Annotated in this window: 17 protein-coding genes; 5 read left to right on the top strand and 12 right to left on the bottom strand. The window is 71.7% G+C overall.

Annotated elements, in window-relative coordinates:
• The first annotated feature begins 34 nt into the window (after window positions 1-34).
• Both OG898_RS30080 and OG898_RS30075 read left to right on the top strand, forming a co-directional pair.
• The gene (locus OG898_RS30080) at window positions 35-3,334 is read left to right on the top strand and encodes a DUF4082 domain-containing protein (protein WP_266961201.1); all 3,300 of its coding nucleotides are present in this window, start codon (window positions 35-37) and stop codon (window positions 3,332-3,334) included.
• Window positions 3,331-4,377 carry a glycosyltransferase gene (locus OG898_RS30075; RefSeq protein WP_266961199.1) on the top strand — a complete coding sequence of 349 codons (1,047 nt, stop codon included), beginning with the start codon at window positions 3,331-3,333 and terminating at the stop codon, window positions 4,375-4,377. Before OG898_RS30080 ends, OG898_RS30075 begins: the two co-directional genes overlap by 4 nt.
• A 56-nt stretch (window positions 4,378-4,433) precedes the next feature.
• On the opposite strand, the gene OG898_RS30070 is transcribed toward OG898_RS30075, so the two are convergent.
• Window positions 4,434-5,129, bottom strand: a complete 696-nt coding sequence (locus OG898_RS30070; RefSeq protein ID WP_266961197.1) for a hypothetical protein — start codon at window positions 5,127-5,129, stop codon at window positions 4,434-4,436.
• Between the two features lie 82 nt (window positions 5,130-5,211).
• Here OG898_RS30070 and OG898_RS30065 point away from each other — a divergent pair, with 82 nt between their 5' ends.
• Together OG898_RS30065 and OG898_RS30060 are read left to right on the top strand one after the other, a co-directional pair.
• A complete protein-coding gene (locus OG898_RS30065) occupies window positions 5,212-7,248 on the top strand; it encodes an O-antigen ligase family protein (protein WP_266961195.1) in 2,037 nt (678 codons plus the stop codon).
• A complete protein-coding gene (locus OG898_RS30060) occupies window positions 7,182-8,162 on the top strand; it encodes a glycosyltransferase (RefSeq protein WP_266961193.1) in 981 nt (326 codons plus the stop codon). The genes OG898_RS30065 and OG898_RS30060 overlap by 67 nt, the downstream gene beginning before the upstream one ends.
• 10 nt (window positions 8,163-8,172) lie before the next feature.
• Here OG898_RS30060 and OG898_RS30055 read toward each other — a convergent pair whose 3' ends face one another.
• From OG898_RS30055 to OG898_RS30015, 9 genes are all read right to left on the bottom strand, one after another.
• On the bottom strand, window positions 8,173-9,009 hold the full coding sequence (locus OG898_RS30055) for a glycosyltransferase family A protein (RefSeq protein ID WP_250745689.1): 837 nt from the start codon (window positions 9,007-9,009) through the stop codon (window positions 8,173-8,175).
• 18 nt (window positions 9,010-9,027) lie between these two features.
• Window positions 9,028-10,152 carry a hypothetical protein gene (locus OG898_RS30050; protein WP_250745690.1) on the bottom strand — a complete coding sequence of 375 codons (1,125 nt, stop codon included), beginning with the start codon at window positions 10,150-10,152 and terminating at the stop codon, window positions 9,028-9,030.
• 5 nt (window positions 10,153-10,157) lie between these two features.
• A complete protein-coding gene (locus OG898_RS30045; RefSeq protein WP_266961190.1) occupies window positions 10,158-11,672 on the bottom strand; it encodes an oligosaccharide flippase family protein in 1,515 nt (504 codons plus the stop codon).
• Entirely contained in the window at window positions 11,669-12,472 is an 804-nt protein-coding gene (locus OG898_RS30040; protein WP_266961188.1) for a chain length determinant protein, read from the bottom strand. The genes OG898_RS30045 and OG898_RS30040 overlap by 4 nt, the downstream gene beginning before the upstream one ends.
• Before the next feature lie 93 nt (window positions 12,473-12,565).
• Entirely contained in the window at window positions 12,566-13,693 is a 1,128-nt protein-coding gene (gene wecB / locus OG898_RS30035; protein WP_266961186.1) for a non-hydrolyzing UDP-N-acetylglucosamine 2-epimerase, read from the bottom strand.
• 4 nt (window positions 13,694-13,697) lie between these two features.
• Window positions 13,698-14,954, bottom strand: a complete 1,257-nt coding sequence (locus tag OG898_RS30030) for a nucleotide sugar dehydrogenase (RefSeq protein ID WP_250745694.1) — start codon at window positions 14,952-14,954, stop codon at window positions 13,698-13,700.
• Window positions 14,954-15,733 (bottom strand): WecB/TagA/CpsF family glycosyltransferase, encoded by a 780-nt coding sequence (locus tag OG898_RS30025; RefSeq protein ID WP_250745695.1) that lies wholly within the window; start codon window positions 15,731-15,733, stop codon window positions 14,954-14,956. The genes OG898_RS30030 and OG898_RS30025 overlap by 1 nt, the downstream gene beginning before the upstream one ends.
• Window positions 15,730-16,899: a hypothetical protein gene (locus OG898_RS30020; RefSeq protein WP_266961183.1), complete on the bottom strand. Its 1,170-nt coding sequence runs from the start codon at window positions 16,897-16,899 to the stop codon at window positions 15,730-15,732. Before OG898_RS30020 ends, OG898_RS30025 begins: the two co-directional genes overlap by 4 nt.
• A 436-nt stretch (window positions 16,900-17,335) precedes the next feature.
• Window positions 17,336-17,935 (bottom strand): acyltransferase, encoded by a 600-nt coding sequence (locus OG898_RS30015; RefSeq protein WP_266961181.1) that lies wholly within the window; start codon window positions 17,933-17,935, stop codon window positions 17,336-17,338.
• Window positions 17,936-18,243: 308 nt separating this feature from the next.
• On the opposite strand from OG898_RS30015, the gene OG898_RS30010 reads away from it, so the two are divergent.
• The gene (locus OG898_RS30010; RefSeq protein ID WP_266961179.1) at window positions 18,244-19,764 is read left to right on the top strand and encodes a cellulose binding domain-containing protein; all 1,521 of its coding nucleotides are present in this window, start codon (window positions 18,244-18,246) and stop codon (window positions 19,762-19,764) included.
• On the opposite strand, the gene OG898_RS30005 is transcribed toward OG898_RS30010, so the two are convergent.
• Window positions 19,761-21,860 (bottom strand): protein kinase, encoded by a 2,100-nt coding sequence (locus tag OG898_RS30005; protein ID WP_266961177.1) that lies wholly within the window; start codon window positions 21,858-21,860, stop codon window positions 19,761-19,763. The two genes, OG898_RS30010 and OG898_RS30005, sit on opposite strands and share 4 nt — an antisense overlap.
• A gap of 86 nt (window positions 21,861-21,946) precedes the next feature.
• Window positions 21,947-24,112, bottom strand: a complete 2,166-nt coding sequence (helR, locus tag OG898_RS30000; protein ID WP_266961175.1) for an RNA polymerase recycling motor ATPase HelR — start codon at window positions 24,110-24,112, stop codon at window positions 21,947-21,949.
• Window positions 24,113-24,143 lie beyond the last annotated feature (31 nt).

Raw genomic sequence — 24,143 nt, 5'->3', positions numbered from 1 at the left:
CGCATCACCCCAGGCACTCCCAAATGAGGTTCGGATGAACAGACGGACAAGGCTGCTGCGGTACGGGCTCTTCACCGTGGTGGCAGCCCTGATGGCGGCGGCGCTGCCGCCATCGGTGGCGGTCGCGGCGGACCCGTGCGGCCCCGGCTCCAACGCGATCGTGTGCGAGAACTCGAAGGCGGGCACACCGATGTCCGACTGGTTCGCACCCAGCGCCTACGGAGACATCAAGGGCTTCCCGGCCAAGGAGAGCGTGCAGGCGGGCGAGACCCTGCAGTTCAAGATCCAGTCGCCGACGGCCTACAAGGTGTCGGTCTACCGGCTCGGCCACTACGGGGGTGACGGAGCCCGCCTGATGTCGACCGCCGCCCAGGCGGCCCAGACGTACCCGGCCAACTTCCCCCAGGGCGGCAACCCGGCGGCCTGCACCAAGAAGGCCTCCACCGGCCTCGTCGACTGCGGCAACTGGCCGGTCACCTCGACCTGGACGGTGCCCTCCGACGCCGTCTCCGGCCTCTACATAGCCAACTTCGACCAGGCGGACGGCAACGGGGTCATGCCCTACCCGTTCGTGGTCCGCAACGACGCCAGCCACTCCGACATCGTCGTGCAGACCAGCGACCAGACCTGGCAGGCGTACAACAACTACGGCGGCCAGGACCTCTACGACGGCGGCGGCCCCGCCCCCGACGGCCGTGCCTACGAGGTCAGTTACAACCGGCCGATGGACATCGGCGGCGAGAACGGGATCTACGGATCCGAGTACCAGATGGTCGCCTGGCTGGAGCGCAACGGGTACGACGTCAGCTACATGTCCGGCATCGACATGTCGACCAGGGGCGCGACCCAGCTGCAGAACCACAAGGTGTTCATGTCCTCGGGGCACGACGAGTACTGGACCCAGGACCAGTTCACCAACGCCCTGAACACCCGCCGCGCGGGCCAGCACCAGACCTACTTCGCCGGCAACGAGATCTTCTGGAAGACCCGCCTGGCCCCCAGCATCGACGGGGCCAACACGGCCAACCGGACCCTGGTCTGCTACAAGGAGACCAAGCTCTCCTTCCCGCAGCCCAACGGCATCCCCGACCCGAGCGGGATCTGGACGGGCACCTTCATGGACCCGGCCAGCGCCACCAACGGCCGTCCCTACCAGCCGCAGAACCAGCTCACCGGCTCGCTGTTCACCGTGAACGGCTACCGCAGCGACGCGATCACCGTCCCCGGCGCCTACGCCAAGATGCGGCTGTGGCGCAACACCACCGTCGCGAACCTGACCCCCTCCCAGACCGCCACCTTCCCCGTCGGCACGCTCGGCTACGAGTGGGACAGCGACGTGGAGGACGCGGCCCGTCCGCCCGGCCAGATCGCGATGTCCTCCACCACGGTGGACATCAACGACGGCAAGTACCGCCTCGACTACGGGAACACGTACGGCAACGGGACCGCGACGCACAGCCTGGTCGCCTTCCGCGACCAGACCTCGGGCGCCCTGGTCTTCGGCTCCGGCACCGTGCAGTGGTCCTGGGGCCTGACCAACATGCCGACCGGCAACCCGGACGACGCGGTGGTCACCGAGGACAAGCGGATGCAGCAGGCGACGGTGAACATCTTCGCCGACATGGGGGTCCAGCCCAAGTCCCTGCAGAGCAACCTGGTCGTGGCCACCGCCTCCGCGGACCACACCGGCCCGGTCATCACCGTGACCAGCCCCGCGGCCAACGCCACCGTGCCCGCCCTGCGGCCCGTGACCATCACGGGCACCGCCTCCGACAGCGGCGGCGGAGTCGTGGCCCGCGTGGAGGTCTCCACCGACGGCGGAACCACCTGGAAGGCCACCACGGGCGTCGCGTCCTGGAGCTACAAGTGGACCCCGACCACCCCGGGTTCCGCGCAGATCAAGGTCCGCGCGGTGGACGACAGCGTCAACATCGGCGCCACCACCACCGTGCCGCTGACCGTGGGACCCCAGCAGTGCCCCTGCACCGTCTGGCCCGCCGCGGCCGTGCCGGGCACCGTCAACGCCGGTGACGGCAGCGCCGTGGAACTCGGCGTGAAGATCCGCTCCTCGGTGCCCGGTTCGATCACGGGCGTCCGCTTCTACAAGTCCCCGGCCAACACCGGCACCCACACGGGCAGCCTCTGGAGCAGCACCGGCCAGCGCCTGGCCACGGGCACCTTCACCAACGAGACCGCATCGGGCTGGCAGCAGCTCAACTTCTCCTCGCCGATCCCGGTCAAGGCCAACACCACCTACATCGCCTCCTACTTCGCCCCCAACGGCGGGTACTCCTTCGACACCACCTTCGCCTCGGCCGACGCCGGGCTGGCACCCTTCACCGCGCTGAAGAGCGGCACCGACGGCGGCAACGGCGTCTACCGCTACAGCGGCACCGGCGGGTTCCCGTCCACCGCCGCCTCCGGCAGCAACTACTGGGTGGACGCGGTCCTGGACACCGCCACCGCGAGCACGACGCCGCCGACCGTCACCTCGACCACCCCGCAGTCCGCGGCGACCGGCACCTCGATCACCACCACGGTGAAGGCCGCCTTCAACTCGGCGGTCGACGCCGACACGCTGGTGTTCACCGTCAAGGGTCCCGGCGGCGTGACCGTCCCGGGCAGCAAGGTCCTCGACATCTCCAACAGCGCCACCTTCACCCCGTCCAGCGAACTGGCACTGGGCACCACCTACACGGCGTCGGTGCAGGTGGCCGACCTGTGGGGCAACGCCATGGCCGCGCCGGTCACCTGGACCTTCACCACCAGCACGAGCCCGCCGGCGGTGAACTGCCCCTGCACCCTGTGGGGTCCGAACGCCACCCCGACCACCGCCAACGTCGGCGACGACACCAACTCCGTCGAACTGGGCACCCGTTTCCAGTCCACGGTCGCCGGCTACGTCACCGGCGTCACCTTCTACAAGGGCCCCGGGAACACCGGCACCCACACCGGCAGCCTCTGGTCCGCGAACGGCACGCTCCTGGCCACCGGAACCTTCGGCAGCGAGACCGTCTCGGGCTGGCAGCAGCTTCACTTCGCCACCCCGGTGGCCATCACCGCGAACACCGAGTACGTGGCCTCGTACCACGCGCCGAACGGCAAGTACTCCGTGGACGGCGGATACTTCAGCGCCGCGCACCGCTCCTATCCGCTCGTGGCCCCGGCCGACGGCGGCGGCGCGGGCACCGGCAACGGCCTCTACAAGTACGGCGCGGGCACGGTCTTCCCGAACAACACCTTCGGATCGGTGAACTACTGGGTCGGCCCGGTCTTCACCACCACGGCCCCCGCCCCGCTCGCGGAGGGATCCACGGAGGTGTCCGGCCAGTGAGCACCGTCAGCGTGGTGATCCCCTGCTACAAGTACGGCCACTTCCTGGCCGACTGCGTCAAGAGCGTCCTGGACGAACAGGAAGGCGTCGACGTACGGGTACTGATCATCGACGACGCCTCCCCCGACGACTCCGCGGACGTCGCGCGCGCCCTCGCGGCGGCCGACCCGCGGATCGAGGTCCGGGTCCACGAGAAGAACCAGGGCCACATCGCCACCTACAACGAGGGCCTGCTCGAGTGGGCGGACGGGGACTACGTCGCCCTGCTCTCCGCCGACGACCGGCTGGTCCCCGGCGCCCTGGTGCGCGCCGCGGCCCTGCTCGACGCCCATCCGGAAGCCGGCTTCGCCTACGGCAGGCCGCTGCGGTTCCAGCACGGCGGGCCGCTGCCGGCGGCCCGCACCCGGTCCACCGGTTCGGTGGTCTATCCCGGGCGGTGGTGGCTGGAGCGGCGCTTCCGGGAGGGCACCGGGTGCATCACCTCACCCGAGGTGGTCGTGCGCACCAGCCTCCAGCGCAAGGTCGGGGGCTACGACCCGGAGCTTCCGCACGCCGGTGACATCGAGATGTGGATGCGGCTCGCGGCCCACGCCGACGTGGGTTACGTCCGGGGGGCCGACCAGGCCTTCTACCGGGTCCACGGCAACAACATGTCCACCACGGACTTCGGTGGGCAGCTCGACGACCTGCGCCAGCGCCTCGTCGCCTTCGACTCGGTGCTGGAGAAGTGCGGCGGACTGCTCCCGGAGGCGGGCCGGCTGTCGACCGCGGCCCGCACCCGGCTCGCCCGGTACGCCCTGCGGCGCGCCTACCGGGCCTACGACCGCGGACGCACCGCGGTGGTCCCGGTCGAGGAACTGGAGGCCTTCGCCGCCGAGTGCCTGCCCCGGTACACCTCGCTCGCGGAGTACGGGGCGCTGCGTCGGCGCCGCCGGATCGGGGCCCGTGTGATGCCGTACCTCCAGCCGCTCGTGCTGTCGGCCGTAGCCGACAGGGGCCGCGAATGGCTCTGGTGGCAGTCCTGGAAGCGCCGAGGGATCTGATGACACCGCACCACCGCCCCGAACCGGGGGCGTTGGCGGCCGGGCGGCCCGCTGTCTCAGCGGGCCGCCGCGGCCGTCGGCACGGGACTCCCGTCCCGCTCCGTCCTGTTGCTCCCGGCGCCGGCGCTTTCGCGCCGGCGCCGGGAGCGGCCCGCCAGCAACTGATCGGTCCACAGCGCGCAGGCCGTGCCGGCGACCAGGGCCAGGACGGCCGTCCCGGCCAGTCCGCGGCTCTTGGTCCCGAGCTGCGCCACCGCGGACGGCGGTACCAGCAGGGTGACGCTCATCCGGCCCGCCGCCGGGATCTGCTGCTCGGCCTGCATGTCCGAGAGGTGCTTCCCGTAGACCTCGACGACCTTCAACACCGAACGGTCGGCCGTGGCCGGGTCCGTGTGCTGCGCCTGGATCTGGAGGGAGGGGATGAGATAACGCGGGGTGACGCTCGTGCCGCTGTTGCGCGGGATCAGCCGGTAGCTGCCCAGCACCCCGGCGGCGCGCAGTTCGGCCTCCCCGTCGGAGGAGTTCAGCTGCTGTACGGCGGCCAGCGAGACGGCCGCCAGCGGCGGCTGCAGATTGGCGAGTTGGTTCGGCTGGTTGCCGGTCACCGGCGGCTTGAGGACGACGATCGCGGTGCTCACGTACGTCGTGGTGGGCCGGAGTACCTGGAGCGCCCCGGCGGCCGCCAGCACTGCCGCCAGGACCAGCACGTACCAGCGGCGGCGCAACGTGCGGAACAGCTCACCAGGCGACACAGGATTCCTTCCGTCGTGTTCGATCTTCCCAGGACGCCGGGCAAGACGCCAACGGTTCCCGGGCAGTTGCGAGGGAGCGTTCGTGAACATCGGTGAGATAGGAGCGGTGCTGCGGCGCCGCTGGTACGTCATGGCGCCCCTGACGCTGTGCGGGGTCCTCGCGGGAGCGCAGCTGTACCAGTCGGTCCCGGTGTCCTACCAGTCCCAGAGCTCGGTGGCCCTGCTGGACTCCGCAGCCGTGGCCCAGCTGGCCCCCGCCTTCGGCAACCCCATCGCGAACGCGGGCGGTTCGCTCGTGGTGACCGCCGACGTGCTCATCAGGACCCTGTCGGGCGCCGATGCGGCCCGGGACCTGCACGGGCTCGGGGTGACCGACCCGTACACGGTCGGCTTCGCGGCGAACGCCTCCGGCCCGATGCTCACGCTGACCGTCACGGGCACCAACCGGGCGAAGGTGCTCAAGGAGACCAGTCTCCTGACCGACTTCGCCGGGGAGCAGCTCAACGCGCTCCAGGCGGCGGCCAAGGTGCAGCCCGCGTACTTCGTGCAGACAGCCCCCGTGGTGCTGCCGCAGACCCCGAAACCACAGCTCAAGACCCGCTACCAGCAGGTCCTGGCCGTACTCATCGCCGGCCTGGTCGCCGGCTTCACCGCCTCCTTCGTCCTGGAGAGCATGCTGGCGGGCCGCCGCCGCCGGCGCGAGGCCGCGGAGGCCGCCGCGGGGACGGCCGCCCCGCGCGTGCGCCGGCGGACGCGCCACCGCGATCTGGACGCCACCGCCCTGCTCACCGGCTATCTGGGGCTGGCCTTCTTCATCCCCTCGAACCTGACCCTGCCGGGTCTCGGCGGTGTCGGCACCCCGGCCAACGTCTTCGCGCTCCTGGCCCTGTTCTGGTACCTGGCGACCTGGCTGACCGGCCGGATCAGACCGGCTCCCGGTACCCGGCTGCCCCGGGTCGTGATGTGGCTGCTGGCCGTCTCGGTCCTGGCCTCGTACCTCGCGAACGCCTCCCGGGGCAGTTCGCACAAGGAGGTGCTGGGCGCCGACCGGGGGCTGATCGGGCTGCTGGTCTGGGTATCGCTGGTGGTGCTGATCTCCGCCGGGATCCAGGACCGGGCGCGCCTGGACGTGCTGTTGCGGCGGGCCGTGGTGATGGGGGCGGTGGTCGCCGCCATCGGCTACTACGACTTCTTCACCGCGACGAACATCGCCGAGAAGATCAGCATCCCGGGGCTCCAGTCGAGCGTCGCGCAGATCACCACCCTGGACCGCGGTGCGTTCACCAGGCCGCGGTCGACGACCGCGCAGCCGCTGGAGTTCGGCGGCATGCTCGCCCTGCTGCTGCCGTTCGCGATCCAGCAGGCCTTCGATCCGGCCCGGGCCCAGCTCAGCCGCTGGCGCCGCTGGGCTCCGGTGGCGCTGATGGGCGGCGCCCTGCCGCTGACGGTGTCCCGGACCTCCATCATCGGCGCCCTCATCGTGGTGCTCGTGATGGTGCCCAGGTGGAAGCCGCAGCGCCGCTGGACCACCTTCGGCCTGCTGCTCGGCTCGGTGGCCGTCTTCAAGGTCCTCGTCCCCGGCCTGATCGGCACGATCACCACGCTCTTCGCGTCCTTCGTGTCGAACTCCGACAGCAGCACCCAGGCCCGCACGGTGAAGTACAGCGCGATCGTGCCCTACCTGGAGGAACACCCGCTGTTCGGCCGGGGCCTGGGCACCTTCACGCCGGACCTCTACTTCTTCACCGACAACCAGTACATGCTGACCCTGGCGGAGATGGGCCTGCTGGGCCTGCTCGCGCTCCTGGCGCTGTTCCTCACCGGAATCCACCAGGGCGGCGCCATCCGCCGTCTCGCCGCCGACGAGTCCGACCGGGAGCTCGGCCAGGCCTTCTTCGCCTCGGCCCTCGTCGCCCTGGTCAGCGCGGCCACCTTCGACGCCCTCAGCTTCCCGATGTTCGCCGGGATGTTCTTCCTGACGATCGCCGCCGGAGGCAGCTACCTCGGCTTCATCCGGCGTGCCGCCACCGAGCCCCGAAACGTGGAGTCCCCGTGCCTTCCGACAGCACAGCTTCCGACAACACCCCTTCAACCGGCACGGCTTCAACCGGCCCCGTAGCCGTCCTCGTCGTCACCTGGAACAGCGCCCGGGTGATACCCGAGTTCCTCGCCTCCCTGCCGGAGGGCATGGCCGGTGTCGACTGGCGGCTGGTCGTCGCCGACAACGACTCCGCCGACGGCACCGTGGACCTCGTCCGGTCGCTGGCTCCCGAGGCCACGGTCGTCGAGACCGGCCGCAACGCGGGCTACGCGGCCGGGGTGAACGCCGCCCTGGCGGCCGCCGCCGGATGGGACGGCGGCTTCCGCGCTGCCCTGGTGTGCAATCCGGACATCCGGATGCGGCGGGGCTGCGCGGAACTCCTCGTGGGCGCACTCGGCGACCCGGTCCACGGCGGGGGCCGGGTGGGGATCAGCGTCCCGCTGCTGTACGAGGAGGACGGGACGCTCCACTACTCGCTGCGCCGGGAGTCCCGGGTGACCCGCGCCCTGGGCGAGGCCGTGATCGGCAACCGCCGCGCGGGGCGCTTCCCGCGCTGGAGCGAGCTGGTCACCGATCCGTCGGCGTACGGGCGCAGGACGGTCGCCGACTGGGCGACCGGCGCGCTGATGGCGCTCTCCAGGGAGTGCCTGGAGGTCTGCGGCGCCTGGGACGAATCGTTCTTCCTCTACTCGGAGGAGACCGAGTACTGCCTGCGCGCCGGAGACCGGGGCTTCGCCACCCGGCTCGAACCCGCCGCCTCGGCCGTCCACCTCGGCGGGGACTCGCAGGTCTCCCCGCGGCTGTGGACCCTGCTGACCCTCAACCGCGTACGCCTCTACGGCCGCCGCCACTCGGCGCCCGCCACCGCGGCCTTCCGCGCGGCCGTGCTGCTACGGGAGACCTCCCGGGCGGCGCTCGGCCGCCCGGCGAACCGGGCCGCGGCGCGCGCCCTGGCCAGCCGGACCGCCCTGCGCGCCACCCCGGGGCCCTGAGCCGGCGGTTCTAGGCGACGGGGGCCGGACCGGCGGGAGCGGGACCGGTGGGCGCCGGCCCCTCCCAAGCGGTGTAGAAGCTCTCCGGGTTGACCAGGTACCGGACGGTGGGGCGGGGCAGGTGGCGCACCTCGTGGCTGCGGCTGTAGCGGCGCACCAGCTCCCAGTCCTCACGGGGCAGCACCTCGGGAGTCCGTCGCAGGCGGCTGAAGTACAGGGCCGGGGTGCGGCGCGCCACGAAGGCATTGGTGTCGAGGAAGGCTTCGTGCGCGCTGCGCCGGCGGTCGAAGGGCACCGACAGCACATCCCGCTGGGTGCCGTCGGGGAGCATCCTGCGCAGCGCCGTGTACACCGCGTCCGGTCCGCCCGGGGACTCCAGGACCGTCAGGGCCTGCTCCAGGTGGTCCGGCTCCCACAGGTTGTCGTCGTCCAGGAAGGCCACGTACCGCGAGCGGCTCAGTCGGATCCCCACATTGCGCACCACCCCGGCCGTGGCCGTGTTCCGTGCCAGTGAGACCGCGAAGAGCCGCGGATCCGGCGGGAGTTCGGGCAGCCCCGCGCCGTCGTCCACGACGATGACCACCTGGTCGGACACCGTCTGCGCCAGGGCCGAGCGCACGGCCGCGCGCAGGGCCTCGGGACGGCGGTGGGTGGCGATCACGGTGGCCACCAGCGCGGACGGCGGCCGCTCCAGGAGCGAGCCCAGCCGGCCGGTCTCCGCGTTCTCGAAACGGCGCAGCCGCACGGCGGAGGCGGCCAGTAGGAGCTTGTTCCTGGCCTCGAAGAGCACCAGCCAGCCGAAGGCCCGCTTGAGCAGCTCCCAGGGGGCCCGGGCGATGCGGCGCATGTCATGTCCTCTCGGTGGTCAGGGGGAGGGTTCGGGTACGACGGGACGCCCGTCCGACATCCGGTTGCCGCGCCACACGTTCCCCGCGCCACCCGCGTTCCACGCGGCGACCGCCCCGTAGAGCCCGCTCTTGGGGTGGTACTGGGTGGAGAACACGTTGTCCGTGACCTGGATGCCGGTGGCCCCCGGGCCGCCGCCGTAGAGCGCGTACGCCCCTCCGGCCAGCCAGTTGTCGTCCACGATCACGTTGGAGACCACACCGGTGTCGGCGAAGAGACCGAGCGCCGCGCTGGCGCCCTTGTCGACCGGTACGGAGTTCAGCAGGGTGTTGTGGCGGACCGTCAGCCGGCCCTTGTTGCCACCGCCGCTGATCACGGCGTCGGTGTGCTGCCACTCCCCGCCCAGGTTGCGGAAGGCGACGATGTCGTGGACGTAGTTGTCGTGCAGATCGCCCTGGCCCATGGACAGGGCGTTGCCGAACACCGAGACGTCGCACCAGCCGACCTCGACGGAACTGTCACCCATGTTGGACACCGCGTAGTTGACGCCGCCGTTGTCGGGGCCCTTGCCCGGTACGGCGGTGATCGTGGTGTGCAGGACCCGCAGGCCCTTGAAGCCCGGACGGAGGTTGACGCCCCACCAGTTGGTCGAGGTGATCCGGCTGTCGATGATCGTGACGTTGTCGGCGTAGACGTCCAGCGATCCGCGGATGTCCCAGCCCTTGATGACCGTGCCGTCGGTCTTGATCGACATGTTCCCCGTGTCGTGCCGCTCCAGCGCGATCCGCGGGCCGGTGGAGCGCGCGTCGGGGAAGCCGCAGGCGCCGGGTGAGGTGGCGTTGCAGGCGGGGCCCGGTGCGGGGGCCGGCGGTGCGCTGCTGCCCGGCGGGGGTGTGGGCGAGGGGGAGGCCGAGGTCGCGGAGGGGCTCGGGCTGCCGGATGCGGACGGCGAGACGGAGGGCTCGACGGGCACGGGGAGGGGAAGGGGCTTCTCCTCCCCGGGGCATTCGAGGGCGGCCTCCGGGCAGGAATCGGCCGCCGACTCGCTGCGGCCCGTCCGCTCGGCCTGGTAGAGGGTCAGGGCGGCGACCAGTAAGAACCCGGCCAGCAGCCAGGCCCACAGCCGTTTGCGCAGGCGTGCCATGAGTGTCAGTCCTTCGTCGTCGTGGCCGCGGCGGCCGAGGCAGTGCCGCGGAGGAACCCGAAGCTGGGCAGTACGCACACGGCATAGCACAGGGTGGCGGCCGCCGCGGTGGCGAGGAGCGCCAGGACGCCGTCGCCGAGGAGCCGTTCCAGGCCGAGAACCGCACCCGCCATCACGGCCCCGCCGAGGAGGGGCCAGGCGCAGGCGCGCGCCACGATGCCCAGCCGGACACCGCCGCAGTGCAGCGCGACGAGGTACACCGGCACCACGACGGCCCCGGCGACCAGGACCTGGCCCTGTGCCACCCCGGCGATCCCGCCGGTGCGGGCGCCGGCCACGAGGACCGGGACCAGGAGGAGGAGCCACAGGCCCTGTACGGCGATCAGCGAGCGGCGTCGCCCGATGGCCACCAGACAGTCGTAGGCGAGTTCGCAGCCGATGCGGATCAGACCGAGAGCCATCAGCCAGGGCAGTGCACGGGCCGCTGGCTCCCACCGTTCCCCGTACACGAGCACCACGATCGGTCCGGCGAGGCCGCCCAGCAGCACGCAGAGCGGGACGGTGACCGTCACCAGGACGCCGAGGGCGCGGCCGAATCCGTCGGCCAGGGCCTTGGGGGACTCGGCCAGCCGGGAGAATCCGGCGAAGGAGACCCGCCGGGCCGCCTCGGAGACGATCCGGACGGGCCAGCCGGAGATGTTGAACGCGAGCACGTAGAAGCCGAGGGCCAGCTGGTCCAGGTTCGAACCCACCACCATGGGCGGCACGTTGGCGACGCCGAGGGCGAGCAGGCTGGCTCCGGCGAGCGGCAGTCCGAAGCCGAGCAGGGCCCGGGCCTGTTCCCGGTCCCAGCCGAACCGCAGGGTGCCCGGGGCCGCGAGACAGCAGCCGACGAGCGCGCCCGCGCTGCCGGCGACGGCGCCCCAGGCGAAGCTCATCGCGCCCCAGCCCTGGGCGGCCAGCAGCAGGGTCACCGCGGTGCTGAGAACGAAGTTGACCGCGTCGACGGCCATCCGCCGGCCTTGTGCGAACGCACGGGTGAGGAAGCCCGCGGGCACCTGGGACAGGCCGTCGAGGACCACGACCACGCACATCACCCGCAGGACGCCCGAGGCCTCGGGCGAGCCGAGCACACCGGCCACCGCCGGGGCGAGCGCGAAGAGCGCCGCGTACAGCAGCAGACTCGAGGCGGCGCTCAGCGTGAGGACCGTCGGGGCGAAGCGGCGGGGGTCGCCCTCCCAGCGCACGATGGCCAGGGAGACCCCGAGCTCGTTCGCGGAGAGCAGGACCAGCAGGACCGTCTGGGCGATCCCGTAGACGCCCCAGGCCTCGGGACCGAGGAAGAAGCGGGCGAGGACGATGCCCATGGCGAAGTTGCCCAGGCGCATCACCATGGTGTTGACCAGGCTCCACCGGGCGGCGGATCCCACCTTGCGCCCCAGGGAAGGCGCCTCGTCCGGGGCCCCAGGGAAGGCCCCGGACGGGTCCTGGGTGCCGGTGTCCGTGGTGGGGGCGGTCACTTGGGTGCCTTGGAGCGGAAGGCCGACGAGGGCAGGACCTTGAGCGCCATCGTGGCCGTGGGGTCGGCGGCGCCGGTGTGATCGTCGAACCGGTCGTCGGACCCGTCGGACCCGTGGTCGAAACCGGAACCCGGCCCGGAGCCGTGGTCCTCGGGCGGCTCCAGGTCGGATGCCACGGGCTTGCGCCGGCCGGGCTTGTCGGCCTTGCGTCGCCGGGCCTCGACGAAGAAGGTGGCCACCAGGCTGAGGACGAAGCCCAGCGCCGCCGCCATGACCAGGTACTGGAGCCGGGTCTTCGTCTGCGCCTCGGGCTTCTGCGGCGGCACGATCGTCGCCATCCGGATCATCGCCTCGGGGGTCACCGACTGCTGCGCCTGGAACTCCAGGAGCCGTTTCTCGGCGTACGCGGTGAAGAGCTTGTCGGACTGCAGGACGGCGGCCGGGTCGGTGCCGGTGACGCTCAGCCACATGAAGGGCCCCTGGGCGTTGTCGGCGATCTTCGCCTCGTACACGCCGGTGAGTCCCTGGGCCTTCAGGTCGGCCTTGGAATCGTCGGAGTTGAGGTTGCGGGCCAGCCCGTCCGCCATGCCGGTGAGCGAGGCCTGGGTGCTCAGGAAGGGGTTGCCGTCGAAGGCGACCGTGGCCTTCTTCGAGTTCAGGAGGGTCACGGTGCTCTGCGACCGGTACTCCACCGGGACCAGCAGGTACACGCCGGTGATGAGCGCGGCCGTGAGCAGCAGCCCGGGCAGCAGCACGTACCAGCGCCTGCGCATGACCCGCCAGATCTCCGCGAGGTCCATCAGCCTTCTTTCGATCCAGGTGGAACAGGGGTGGAAACGGTGCCGTGGCCGGAAGGGTCCGCCGTGGTACGGCGAACCCTTCCGGCCACGGCGCTAGACGACGGGCGCGGTGCCCGGGACCAGGTCGGTGGGCCGCGGCCGGGTGGCCGCGCTCCCGCCCTCCAGGAGCACCTGCGCGATGCGCTCGCTCGCGCGGCCGTCCCACAGCTCGGGGCAGCGGGGCGCGGGCGGATCGTCGAGCACCCGGTGCACCGTGGCCGTGATGCGGTCCGGGTCGGTGCCCGCCAGGACGTTGGTGCCCTGCTCGACGGTGATCGGGCGCTCGGTGTTCTCCCGGAGGGTCACACAGGGCACGCCGAGCGCCGTGGTCTCCTCCTGGATGCCCCCGGAGTCGGTGAGCACCACGCGGGCGGAGTCCTGCAGGGCGATGAAATCGAGGTATCCGGCGGCCGGCACCAGCCGGATGCCGCCGGGGACGCCGATCTCGGCCAGCCGTTCGGCCGCCCGGGGGTGCACGGGCAGCAGCAGCGGGCAGCGGCCCGCGATCTCGCCCAGCGCCTTCAGCAGACCGCGCAGGGCGTCCGGATCGTCCACGTTGGCCGGCCGGTGCAGGGTGACCAGGCCGTACCCGCCGCGGGTGAGCCCGTAGCGGTCGAGGACGTCGGAGCGCCGGGCCCGCTCCAGGTTGGCGAACAGGGTGTCGATCATGACGTTGCCCACGACGTGGATCTGGTCCTCCCGGTACCCCTCCGACCGCAGGTTCACGGCGGCGTCGGGGGAGGGGGCCAGCAGGTAGTCGCTGATCCGGTCGGTGGCGACCCGGTTGACCTCCTCGGGCATGCTCCAGTCCCGGCTGCGCAGCCCCGCCTCCACGTGGGCGAGCAGCGGCCCGGCCTTCGCGGTGACCAGGGCGCAGGCCAGGGTGGAGTTGATGTCCCCGACCACGACGACGGCGTCCGGGACCAGCTCCTCGAGCAGCGGCTCGAAGGCCTCCATCACCCGGCCGGTCTGCTGGGCGTGGCTGCCGGACCCGGCTCCCAGATAGCGGTCGGGGGAGCGGATGCCGAGGTCGCGGAAGAAGACGTCGTTCATGGACTCGTCGTAGTGCTGGCCGGTGTGGACGAGGACGACCTCGGCGCTGCGGCGCTCCAGCGCGTCCATCACCGGTTTGATCTTCATGTAGTTGGGCCGGGCTCCGGCCACGCAGACGATCCTGGTCATGGAGTCAGAGCACCTCCACGGTGGGTCCCGACAGCCGGTTGCGGCAGTCGAGGATCAGCGAGGCGTGCTCGGTGATCATCGGGTAGTCGAAGGAGTCGTGGTCCGTGAGCAGCACGACCACGTCGGCGGCGGCCAGCTCCTTGCGGGTCGGCTCCACCCGCGAGAGGCGCGCGTCGACCTTGATGCTCTCCACCACGTGGGGGTCGGCCGCGCGCACCTTGGCGCCCATGTCCAGGAGCAGCTGGGAGACGCGCACCGCGGGAGACTCCCGGGCGTCGCCGGTGTTCTTCTTGTACGCCAGTCCCAGGAGCAGGATCCGGGAGCCGTTGACCGAGCGGCGCTTGGCGTTGAGCGCGTCCATGATCCGGCGCGTCACGTACTCGGGCATGTGGCTGTTGATGTCGTTGGCCAGCTCCACGAAGCGGAAGTTCTGGCCCAGCTCGCGCTGGACCCGCCACGACAGGTACGAGGGGTCGATGGGCAGGCAGTGACCGCCGACTCCGGGGCCCGGCGTGAACTTCATGAAGCCGAACGGCTTGCTGGAAGCGGCCTCGATGGTCTGCCACACGTCGATGTCGAGGTGGCGGGCGAACATGGCTATCTCGTTGACCAGGGCGATGTTCACGTGCCGGAAGGTGTTCTCCAGCAGCTTCGCCAGCTCGGCCTCCTTGGGGGAGCGCACCGGCACCGTGGTGTCGACGAGTCCCGCGTAGAAGGTCTCCACGGCCTTGAGCGAGAGGGCGTTGACGCCGGAGACCACCTTCGGCGTCTGCTGGAAGCCCCACACCTTGTTGCCGGGGTCGATGCGTTCCGGGCTGTATCCGAGGTGGAAGTCCACGCCGGCCGTGAGGCCCGAACCGTCTTCCAGGATCGGCCCGAACAGCTCCTCGGTGGTGCCCGGGTAGGTGGTCGATTCCAGTACGACGGTGGCTCCCGGGCGCAGGAAGCGCGCCAGGGTGTGCGCGGACTCCTCGATGTAGCGCAGGTCGGGGGCACCGTCCTGCAAGGGGGTCGGGACGGTGACGACCGCGACGTCGAAGCCGCCGCAGTCCCGGGCCTGGTCACTGGCCTGGTACGTACCCAGTTCCAGCGCCTTGGCCAGCCGGGCGGAGGAGACGTCCTCCACGTAGGACTCGCCGGCGGCGAGGCTCTTGACCCGCCGGGCGTCCACGTCGTAGCCGACCACCTGGTGGCCGACCTCGGCGGCCCTGATGGCCAGTGGAAGGCCGACGTATCCCTGTCCCACGACGACGACGCGCATCAGTGACTCCTGTTCGCGGAACCGGAAGGCGGTGTGGACGGTGTGCGGCGGATGAGTTCGCGGACCGTCATGAGGAGGAAGGCGGCATTGGTGGTGAGGTAGCGCTTGCCCAGGCGGCGCGGTTCCTGGAGGGTCCGGTAGAACCATTCGAGGCCCATCCGCTGCCAGAGCAGGGGGGCGCGCTTGGTGATGCCGGCCAGGATGTCGAAGGAGCCGCCCACGCCGTGCACCACGTGGGCGCCGGTGCGCTTGCCGTAGCCGGCGGTGAAGATCTCCTTCTTGGGCGAGGTCATGCCGAGGAACAGCATCCGGGCCCCGCTCGCGGCCACGGCGTCGGCTATCTCGCCCTGCTCGGAGTCCTCGAAGTAGCCGTTGCGGCTCCCCGCCACGCGCAGGGCGGGGAACCGCTCGGAGATCCGGCCGAGCATGAGGTCCAGTACGTCCTGCCGTGCGCCGAGCAGGTAGACGGGGACCTCGGCGGTTTCCGCCGCGGCCAGCAGCCGCATGAACAGGTCGATTCCCGCGACCCGTTCGGGCAGCCGGACCCCCAGGACGCGACCGGCCCAGACCACGGCCTGGCCGTCGGCCAGGACGAGGTCGCAGCCGGCGACCGCCGCGGCGAGGCGGGGGTCGCGGCGCATGTTGACCAGCTTGGCCGCGTTGACCATGCCGATCTCGATCTGCTCACCGCGCTGCACGGCGTCGAGGCAGCGCCGGACCGTCTCGTCCATGGTCAGGGGGTCGAGCGCCACTCCGAAGAGGGACTGTCTGTGGTTCATCTCCCGAGCCCCCCGAGCCAGGCGTGGAGCAGCCAGCCGAACTCGTAGGGCCTGCACTCGCGGTCCACCGCCAGGGGGCGGAAGATCCGGTCGAGCGGGGCCAGCCGGGCGCGCGGGGCGACCCGGGTGGTGAGGCCGCGGGCGGCGCGCACGGCCTTGGCTGGATCGCCGCGGTAGACCTTGCGCCAGGTGACCCCGAACTCCTCGCGGATCATGGGCTCGCGCGGCACGCCGTCGGGCCCGCTGATCTCGGGCACCTCCGTCATCCAGCGCAGACCGCGGCGGATCTCGGCCCCGAAGTCGGTGCCGCCCGCTTCGGCCAGGTCGAAGAGGGCCGTCGGTGCCATGGCGTGCTGGTGCACGCTGTAGACGGGGTAGCCCTCCACCACGCCGCCCGTGCGGGCGTCGTAGTGCCACCACCACTGTCCGCCGTCCCCCTGCAGGGCGCAGATCCGGGCGGCGCAGGCGTCGGCGGCCGCGAGGGCCTTCGGGTCGGGGGCGCCGGCGTGCAGCCGGGCCAGTGCCTGGAGCGGATAGGTCTGGTCGGCGAAGCAGGCCACGTGGGAGCGGTACCCGGGGACCAGCCCGGGCGCGGTGGCGTGCGGGAACAGCGGGCCGTCCCCGATCCGGGCGGCCAGCAGGCGGTCGCGGGCGGCCGCCAGCCGGTACTCGACGTCCACCGAGGTACGGGCCGCGGTGAGGGCGGACAGCACCCAGGCGGCCTCCACGGTGTACTGCGGACGTCCGGGGACGTCCAGTTCGGCCACCCGCGCCACGGCGTCCGCGAGCTTGGGGTGGCCGGTTTCGGCCGCGGCCCAGGTGATGAGCGCGGCGTCGCCGAGGTTCGTCACCGCGGGCAGCCGTTCCACCAGCAGGGACGTGAACTCCGCGGCGCTGCGGCCGTCGAAGAGCGCGCGCTGGCGTTCCTCGGGGAGGAAGCGCGCTCCCAGCGCGGTGATGGCCGCGTACCGGGTGCTCGTACCGCGGCGTTCCATGCGCCTCGCGCCGTCGGGGGAGACGGTCCCCACCCGCGTGAAGACGAAGGTCTCCGCGCCCGGCAGGTACATCTCGGGCAGCCCCGCCTCGGCCAGTGCGAGCAGCCGCTCGGCGAGGGCGTGCAGCGACGGGTCCTCGTGGGCCAGTGCTGCTAATCGTCTGGCGGTCACCGGGTCCCCACCTCGGTTTCCCGCATGCCCTGCTCGCCCTGTATGTCCGAGCTGTAGTCGTACTGCTCCAACACACCTACCCCCTCTGAAAAATCGTTCCTAGGACAGACCCGGCGGCCGTCGTCCAGTAGAGGGGACTGCGCATGACGCTGCGCGTGCCTACGGTGTGATCCCCCCGATGGCACGAGCGGTCCGGGTCCGCTGGATCCCCCTCCAGCGAAGTCCCGGATCGGGGCGCGCGCGGACGGCGGCGGGCGGGCGCATGATCCTGCGCCGGCCGTCACCTTGTCCGCGATTGCCCTCGTCGTGTACAACCCCCCACTGAACACAGCCTGTTGCCTGCTCAGATCCCGTGTACAGGGACAAGGTATGCCCAAGGATGTTCATTGATTGTGGTTTTGAGGAAATGCCATTGACCCAAATTGCCGACGTTGCGTCAGGTGCGCTCGGTCAGGGTTCCGTCGGTCTCGTCGTGCAGGGCGCCCGTGCGCGGGCACTCCCATACGCCCGGCTCGCCGTCGCGTTCCAGCAGGCGGACCCCGGCCCGGCCCACCCAGCCGATGCGCCGGGCCGGCACGCCGGCCACGAGCGCGAAGTCCGGTACGTCCCGGGATACGACCGCGCCGGCCGCGACCAGCGCCCACCGCCCGATCCGGACCCCCGCGACGCACACCGAACGGGCCCCCAGGGAGGCTCCCTCGGCCACGACGACCCCGGCAGCCTCCCAGTCGCCGCCGCGCTTCTGCCGGCCGTCGGGGTCGACGGCCCGCGGGTAGAAGTCGTTGGTGAGCACCGCGGCCGGGCCGATGAAGACGCCGTCGCCGAGTTCGGCGGGCTCGTACACGAGGGCGTAGTTCTGCAGTTTGACGTTGTCCCCGATCCGTACGCCGGGGCCGACGTACGCCCCGCGTCCCACGATGCAGTCGCGGCCGAGCCTGGCGTCCTCGCGCACCTGCGCCAGATCCCAGATCGTGGTCCCCTCGCCGAGTTCGGCGGTCTCGTCGACCTGGGAGGAGGGTTGAATTCGGACACTCACGGGGCGGTCCCCTTACGGCTCGCGAGGCGTTCGGACGTACGTCGCATGGATGTACGTCGCATTGAGGTACGGAGGGAGCATATGTCGCATCGGACGTGCGTGCCCCGAAGATCAACCGACTGTTCACGGAGCGGACTTGACGGCGCCTCGGCCGGAGCGGCGCCCGCCGCCTTAAGGTCGCCCGATCGCTTCCTTAAGTGGAACCTAAGGTTCGCCATCGCCGCCCCGAATCGATCAAATGTCCGCTTCGGGGCGGCTAGCGTGCTGCCGCACCCCGAACTCCCCAGCAATTCAGAGGCAGGCACGCGATGGGCAGCACGACCGGTCACCGGCGCAGGACGGGCAAGAAGGCCAAGGCCGCGGGCGGTACGGCGGTGGCGGTGCTGATCGCAGCCGCCGCCTTCGCCTTCACGGGTACGGCCCAGGCCGCCTCGGTCGGCGCGGTGTACACGAAGTCGAGCTCCTGGAGCGGCGGGTACACCGGAACGTACGTGATCACCAACAACACGACCCGGGCGCAGACCGGTTGGACCCTGGAGTTCGACCTGCCCGCCGGCACCACGATCGCCTCCCTGTGGAACGGCTCGCACACGGTCGGCGGCCGCCACGTCACCGTGAAACCGGCGGCATGGAACAAGGAGCTGGCCGCGGGAGCCTCCGTCACGATCGGCTTCGTCACGAGCGCGAGCGCAAACGCGGGCAACCCGACGGCCTGCCGCATCAACGGGGCCAAGTGCTCGGCGGAACAAGGCCCGACGCCCCCGCCGGGCGGCCGTCCCACCACCGCCCCCACGGGCGCCCCGACCACCGCGCCGACGCCGGCGCCGACGGCCGGTACGAGCGCTCCCGCGACCCCCACCGGGCAGCCGACCAAGACCGCCACACCCACCGCTTCGGCCACCGCCACGACCCCGCCCCCGACCGGGAACCCGGCCGGCGGCGCGCGCTTCGCGCCCTACGTGGACACCTCCCTCCACCCGGCCTACGACCTGGTCGACACGGCGGCCAAGACCGGCGTCAAGGAGTTCCACCTCGCCTTCATCACCTCCGGCGGCGGCTGCGCCCCGCTGTGGGGCGGGGTCACCGGGCTCGGAGACGACAAGGTCGCCGCGCAGATCGGCGCCCTGCGGGCCAAGGGCGGCGACGTGCGCGTCTCCTTCGGCGGAGCCGCCGGCCACGAACTGGCCCTGAACTGCGGCTCCGCGCAGGAGCTCGCCGCCGCCTACGGCAAGGTCGTCGACCAGTACCGGCTGACCAAGGTCGACTTCGACATCGAGGGCGCGGCCCTGCCCGACACCGCCGCCAACACCCGCCGCGCGCAGGCCATCACCCTGCTGCAGTCCTCCCACCCGGGACTCGACGTGGCCTTCACCCTGCCTGTGATGCCCGAGGGGCTCACACAGCCGGGCGTGGCCCTGTTGGCGGACGCGAAGAAGGCCGGCGTGCGCATCCACGGCGTCAACATCATGGCCATGGACTACGGACCCGCCTACAGCGGTGACATGGGCCGGTACGCGATCCAGGCCGCCACGGCCACGCAGGCCCAGATCAAGGGCGTACTGGGCCTCACCGACGCGGCGGCCTGGAAGACCGTCGCCGTCACACCGATGATCGGCATCAACGACGTCACGACCGAGGTCTTCACCGTCGCCGACGCCACCCAGCTCGTGGACTTCGCGAAGGAGAAGGGAATCGGCAGGCTGGCGATGTGGTCCGCGACCCGCGACCGGCAGTGCCCGGCCGGAGTCGTGAACTACGCGGACGCGACGTGCAGCTCGATCCTCCAGCAGCCCCTGGCCTTCACGAAGGCCTTCGGAGCCCTGCGCTAGATCCGCGGGCGCAACGCGACCACGGTGTCGCCCGTCAGGAGGTGGACGAGGTCACCGTGGATCGCGATGCCCGGCCACTCGCGCCGGGCGCTCGCACTGTCGTCCTGGCGCGCCGCGCTCTGCCACAGCAGGTCCCCGCTGTCGGCGGCGAAGCAGTGGACGCTCCCGTCCGTGCCCGGAACGTGCACCCGCCCGGCGGACACCCGCAGCGGGCTTCTCCCGCTGCGCGTCCACTCCTTGAGGTACCACGACTCGGCCGTCCAGAGCGGCTCGCCCGTGATGTCATCGGCCGCGGTCACCGTTCCGTCCGGGGCCATTCCGTAGTAGGTACCGCCCGCTTCCACGTACTCCATGGCGGCGGGCAGGGTCGTAGGGGTCGCACGAGCCCGAAATACGCTGTGGCAGATGGTGCCGTCCGTTCTGCGCAGCAGCACCGAGCTCTTCCCGATGGCGAGGGGGACCGAGGCTCCGAAGTCCTGGCTCCACACGGCCCCGCCCTTCTGGAGCGAGTGCTCCCACAGCACGTGGGCGCCGGGTGTGTCCAGGCCCGAGACGCGGAAGAGGTGACCGTAGGCGATGAAGAGCCGGGAGCCGACGCCCCGGACCCCGTCCTCCTGCCACTTCTGCTCGCCCGTCGCGGGATGCCAGGCGTGGAGGGATCCCTTGGCGGCGAAGGTGACGATCGCGTCGCCGGCGTACACGCCGCCCGCGATCGGATCGGCCGTACCGGGAGGGGTGGACCACATCCGCGCACCGGTCGCGGTGTTCAAGGCGGCGACGTGACCGCCCTGACCTGGATCCGCCTCGTCGGCCTCCAGGCAGTAGGCCACATCGCCTGCGGCGGACAGGCCCAGGAGCTCGATGCTCGTCGGGAAGTCGTTCCCCCACAACCGCTTGCCGTTCCCGGCGTCGAACGCCGCGATCCGCCCGGTACCGGGCGACGAGGTGCACAACAGCACCGGACCCGCGGCATGACAGGTCGTGACGCCCAGGTCCTGAGGGCTCAGCTTCTGCTCCCACACGGCCCATCCGGCCGGTTGCAGACCGGCGGAGCCCTCGTGGGCCGGCCGGGGACCGGCCCCCGGCGGGCCTCCCCGGGAACCGCCGGACGATCCGGATGGACCGCCGGCCGTCCACGCCCCGCTCGCCCACGAGCCGAGGGCTCCGGCTCCGGCCAGCCCGACCACACCTGCGACCAGTGCGCTGCGTCGCGAAAGCAGCCGGCCCCCGCGCGCGGGCGCCCGAGCCGGTTCGGCGGCGGGCGACGGCGGGCGGGCACCCCAGTCGCCCTCCGGCGCCTCCCGGAAGGCCTCGAGGAGCTCGTCCGGCGTGGGCCGGTCCACCGGGTCCTTCGCCAGACACCACTGGACGAGCTCGCGGACCGTACCGGACAGCTCCGCCACCGCAGCGGGCTCGTGGACCACGTTGTAGGCGGTCAGGTAGTGGGACGGGGCGTCGAACGGACCGTGCCCGGTGGTCGCGTACACCAGGACGGCGCCGAGGGAGAAGACGTCGGAGGCCTGCTTGACCCGGTGCGGGGCGGACAGCTGCTCGGGCGACATGTACGGAGGAGTTCCCAGGATCCTGCCGGTCACGGTGAGGGTCTCGTGGTCGACGGCCCTTGAGATCCCGAAGTCGATGACGCGCGGGCCGTCCTCGGTCAACAGGACGTTGTCCGGCTTGAGATCGCGGTGGACGACCCCGACCCGGTGGATGTCGCGCAGCGCCTCGGCGAGCCCCACCGCCAACTGCCGCAGGGCGGGGCCACCGAGCGGCCCTTCGGCCCGTACCGTGGCCCCCAGGGTGGGGCCCGGCACGAACTGGGTGGCCATCCAAGGGCGTTCCGCATCGGGGTCGGCGTCCACCACCGGGGCGGTGAAGGCCCCCGAGACCCTCCGCGCCGAGGCCACCTCCTGGCGGAAGCGGATCCGGAACTCCCGGTCGTCCGCGAACTGCTGGTGAACGACCTTGACCGCCACCATCCGCCCGGACTCGATGCTCCGAGCCAGGAACACCGTGCCCATTCCACCTGCGCCGAGCCGGTCCTGCAGCCGGTACCCGCCCACGACGAGCGGATCGGTCTGGTGAAGTCCCACCCCTGGTACCCCTCTGTCCCCCCGACCGCCGTACGCGGCTCAGGCCAGAGGTTAACGCGCTCCTCCCGGGCCCGGGCCGCGTCGGCTCAGGAGCTCCTGAGGATGACGAGGCGCTGGGTTGCGCGGGTCATCGCGACGTAGCGGTCGACGGCGCCTTCGATGCCCTCGCCGAAAGTGTCCGGGTCGATGAGGACGACCAGGTCGAATTCGAGTCCCTTCGACAGGGTCGGCGTCAGCACGCGGACGCGGGAGCTCGCCGGGAACGTGCCGTCGTCGACGCCGGTGGCAGTGATGACGCAGGCGACCCCGTCGGCGTGGGCGTCGAGCCAGTCGCCGAGGACCGCGGCCAGGTCCTCGGTGCGGCCGTGCGCGACGGGGATGCCGCTGCTGCGGACCGACGTCGGTACGTTCGCGTCGGGAAGTGCGGCGCGGATGGCCGGCTCCGCCTCGGCCATGACCTCCTCCGGGGTGCGGTAGTTGACGCTCAGGGAGGCCATGGTGATCCGGTCGACCCCGGCCCGTTCGAGCCGCTCCCGCCACGACTCGGTGAACCCGTGTCGGGCCTGCGCGCGGTCCCCGACGATCGTGAAGCTCCGCGACGGGCAGCGGGCCAGCAGCATCTGCCATTCGGCATCGGTCAGTTCCTGCGCCTCGTCCACGACGATGTGGGCGAACGGGCCTGCGAGCAGGTCGGGTTCGGTGCCGGGCAGTGCGTCCCCGTCGATCAGGGCGTCCTGCAGATCTTGTCCCCGCAGCATCCCCACCGCGCCCTGGCTCTCGTCGATCTCGGTGTCCTGGAGCAGCCGGTCGATGACCTCGGACCTGCGCGCACGCTCGGCGGCGACGGCGGCCTCGTGCCGGCGCTTGCGCACGGAGGCCTCGGCGTCGCCGAGCCGCTGCCGGGCCGCGTCCAGGATCGGCAGGTCCGACACCGTCCAGGCCTGGGCGTCGGCGCGCTGGAGGAGGGACACGTCGTCGGGCCCGAGCCACGGAGCGCACTTGCGCAGGTAGGCGGGCACCGACCAGAGGTCTCCGACGAGCTCGCCCGCATCGAGCATCGGCCAGGCACGGTTGAGGGTGGTGATGAACTCCCGGTCCTGGAGCAGCGAACGGCGCAGCAGGTGCGGCGCGACGTCGCTGTCGTCCTGGTCCATCAGGATCGTGAGCAGCTCCTCCAGGATCTGGTCGCGCGCCTCGTTGTGCGGGGTGCCCGGTTCCACCGCCCCGAACGCGGCCGCCCAGTCGTCGGGGCCGAGCCAGAGGTCCGACCAGTGGCTGGAGACGGTCGTCCCCTGGGTGGGCGGCTCCTCGTAGATGCGCACCGCCGCCTCGACCGCCTTCACCAGGCCGGCGGAGGATTTCAGGAGGGCCACGCGCTGATCTGCCTCGACCGCCGCTCCGGCTCCCTCCGTGACGAGGTCGCGCAGGGTGCAGGTCTGCACGCCCTCCTCGCCGAGGCTGGGCAGCACGTCCGAGACGTAGGCCAGGTAGGGCCGGCTCGGGCCGACGAACAGCACGCCGCCGCGGCGGTGACCCAGCCGGGGGTCGGAGTAGAGCAGGTGGGCGGTGCGGTGCAGGGCGACGACGGTCTTGCCCGTGCCCGGACCGCCGTCGACGACGAGGGCGCCCCGGGATCCGGCCCGGATGATGGCGTCCTGGTCGGTCTGGATGGTGGCGAGCACGTCGCGCATCCGGGCCGACCGGTTGGAGCCCAGGCTCGCGATGAACGCGGACTGGTCGTCGAGCGCGGCACGCCCTTCGAGCCCGTCCGCGGCGAACACCTCGTCCCAGTAGTCGCTGATCCGCCCGCGGGTCCAGCGGTACCTGCGACGGCTCGCCAGACCCATCGGGGCGGCGTGCGTCGCCGCGAAGAAGGGCTCGGCCGCGGGGGAGCGCCAGTCCAGCAGCAGTCGGTTGCCCGCGCTGTCGGTGAGGCCGAGGCGGCCGATGTACACGGGCTCGGAGCCGTCGGCGGGGACGATGTGCCCCAGGCACAGGTCCAGCCCGAAGCGGCGCAGGGTGCGCAGCCGGCTGGTCAGCCGGTGGATCTCCGCGTCGCGGTCCATCGCCTCCCGGCCGATGCCGCCGGGCGCCTTGCGTGTGGCCTCCAGGCGGTCGGACAGTTCGGCGATCGTCTGCTCCAGGCACTGCGAGACGGCGGCGAAGTGCCGTTCGTCGCCGGCGATCAGTGCCGGGTCGGCCTTGGGGGAAAGGTGGTCGGGAAGTTCGAACGCACTGGTGGTGGTCGCCACCGCCTCGACGGAACCGTGTGATCCAAGAGCT

The sequence above is a fragment of the Streptomyces sp. NBC_00193 genome, from assembly GCF_026342735.1.
In the GTDB taxonomy this organism is placed as follows: domain Bacteria; phylum Actinomycetota; class Actinomycetes; order Streptomycetales; family Streptomycetaceae; genus Streptomyces; species Streptomyces stoeckheimensis.
This window is presented reverse-complemented; position numbering and strand designations above follow the sequence as displayed.

What these genes read in the sequence shown, in the direction of transcription:
- OG898_RS30025 (WP_250745695.1), bottom strand. Translation starts at nt 15,733, where the DNA reads ATGAACCACAGACAGTCCCTCTTCGGAGTGGCGCTCGACCCCCTGACC.
- OG898_RS30080 (WP_266961201.1), top strand. Translation starts at nt 35, where the DNA reads ATGAACAGACGGACAAGGCTGCTGCGGTACGGGCTCTTCACCGTGGTG.
- OG898_RS30050 (WP_250745690.1), bottom strand. Translation starts at nt 10,152, where the DNA reads ATGGCACGCCTGCGCAAACGGCTGTGGGCCTGGCTGCTGGCCGGGTTC.
- wecB (WP_266961186.1), bottom strand. Translation starts at nt 13,693, where the DNA reads ATGACCAGGATCGTCTGCGTGGCCGGAGCCCGGCCCAACTACATGAAG.
- OG898_RS30030 (WP_250745694.1), bottom strand. Translation starts at nt 14,954, where the DNA reads ATGCGCGTCGTCGTCGTGGGACAGGGATACGTCGGCCTTCCACTGGCC.
- OG898_RS30040 (WP_266961188.1), bottom strand. Translation starts at nt 12,472, where the DNA reads ATGGACCTCGCGGAGATCTGGCGGGTCATGCGCAGGCGCTGGTACGTG.
- OG898_RS30010 (WP_266961179.1), top strand. Translation starts at nt 18,244, where the DNA reads ATGGGCAGCACGACCGGTCACCGGCGCAGGACGGGCAAGAAGGCCAAG.
- OG898_RS30055 (WP_250745689.1), bottom strand. Translation starts at nt 9,009, where the DNA reads ATGCGCCGCATCGCCCGGGCCCCCTGGGAGCTGCTCAAGCGGGCCTTC.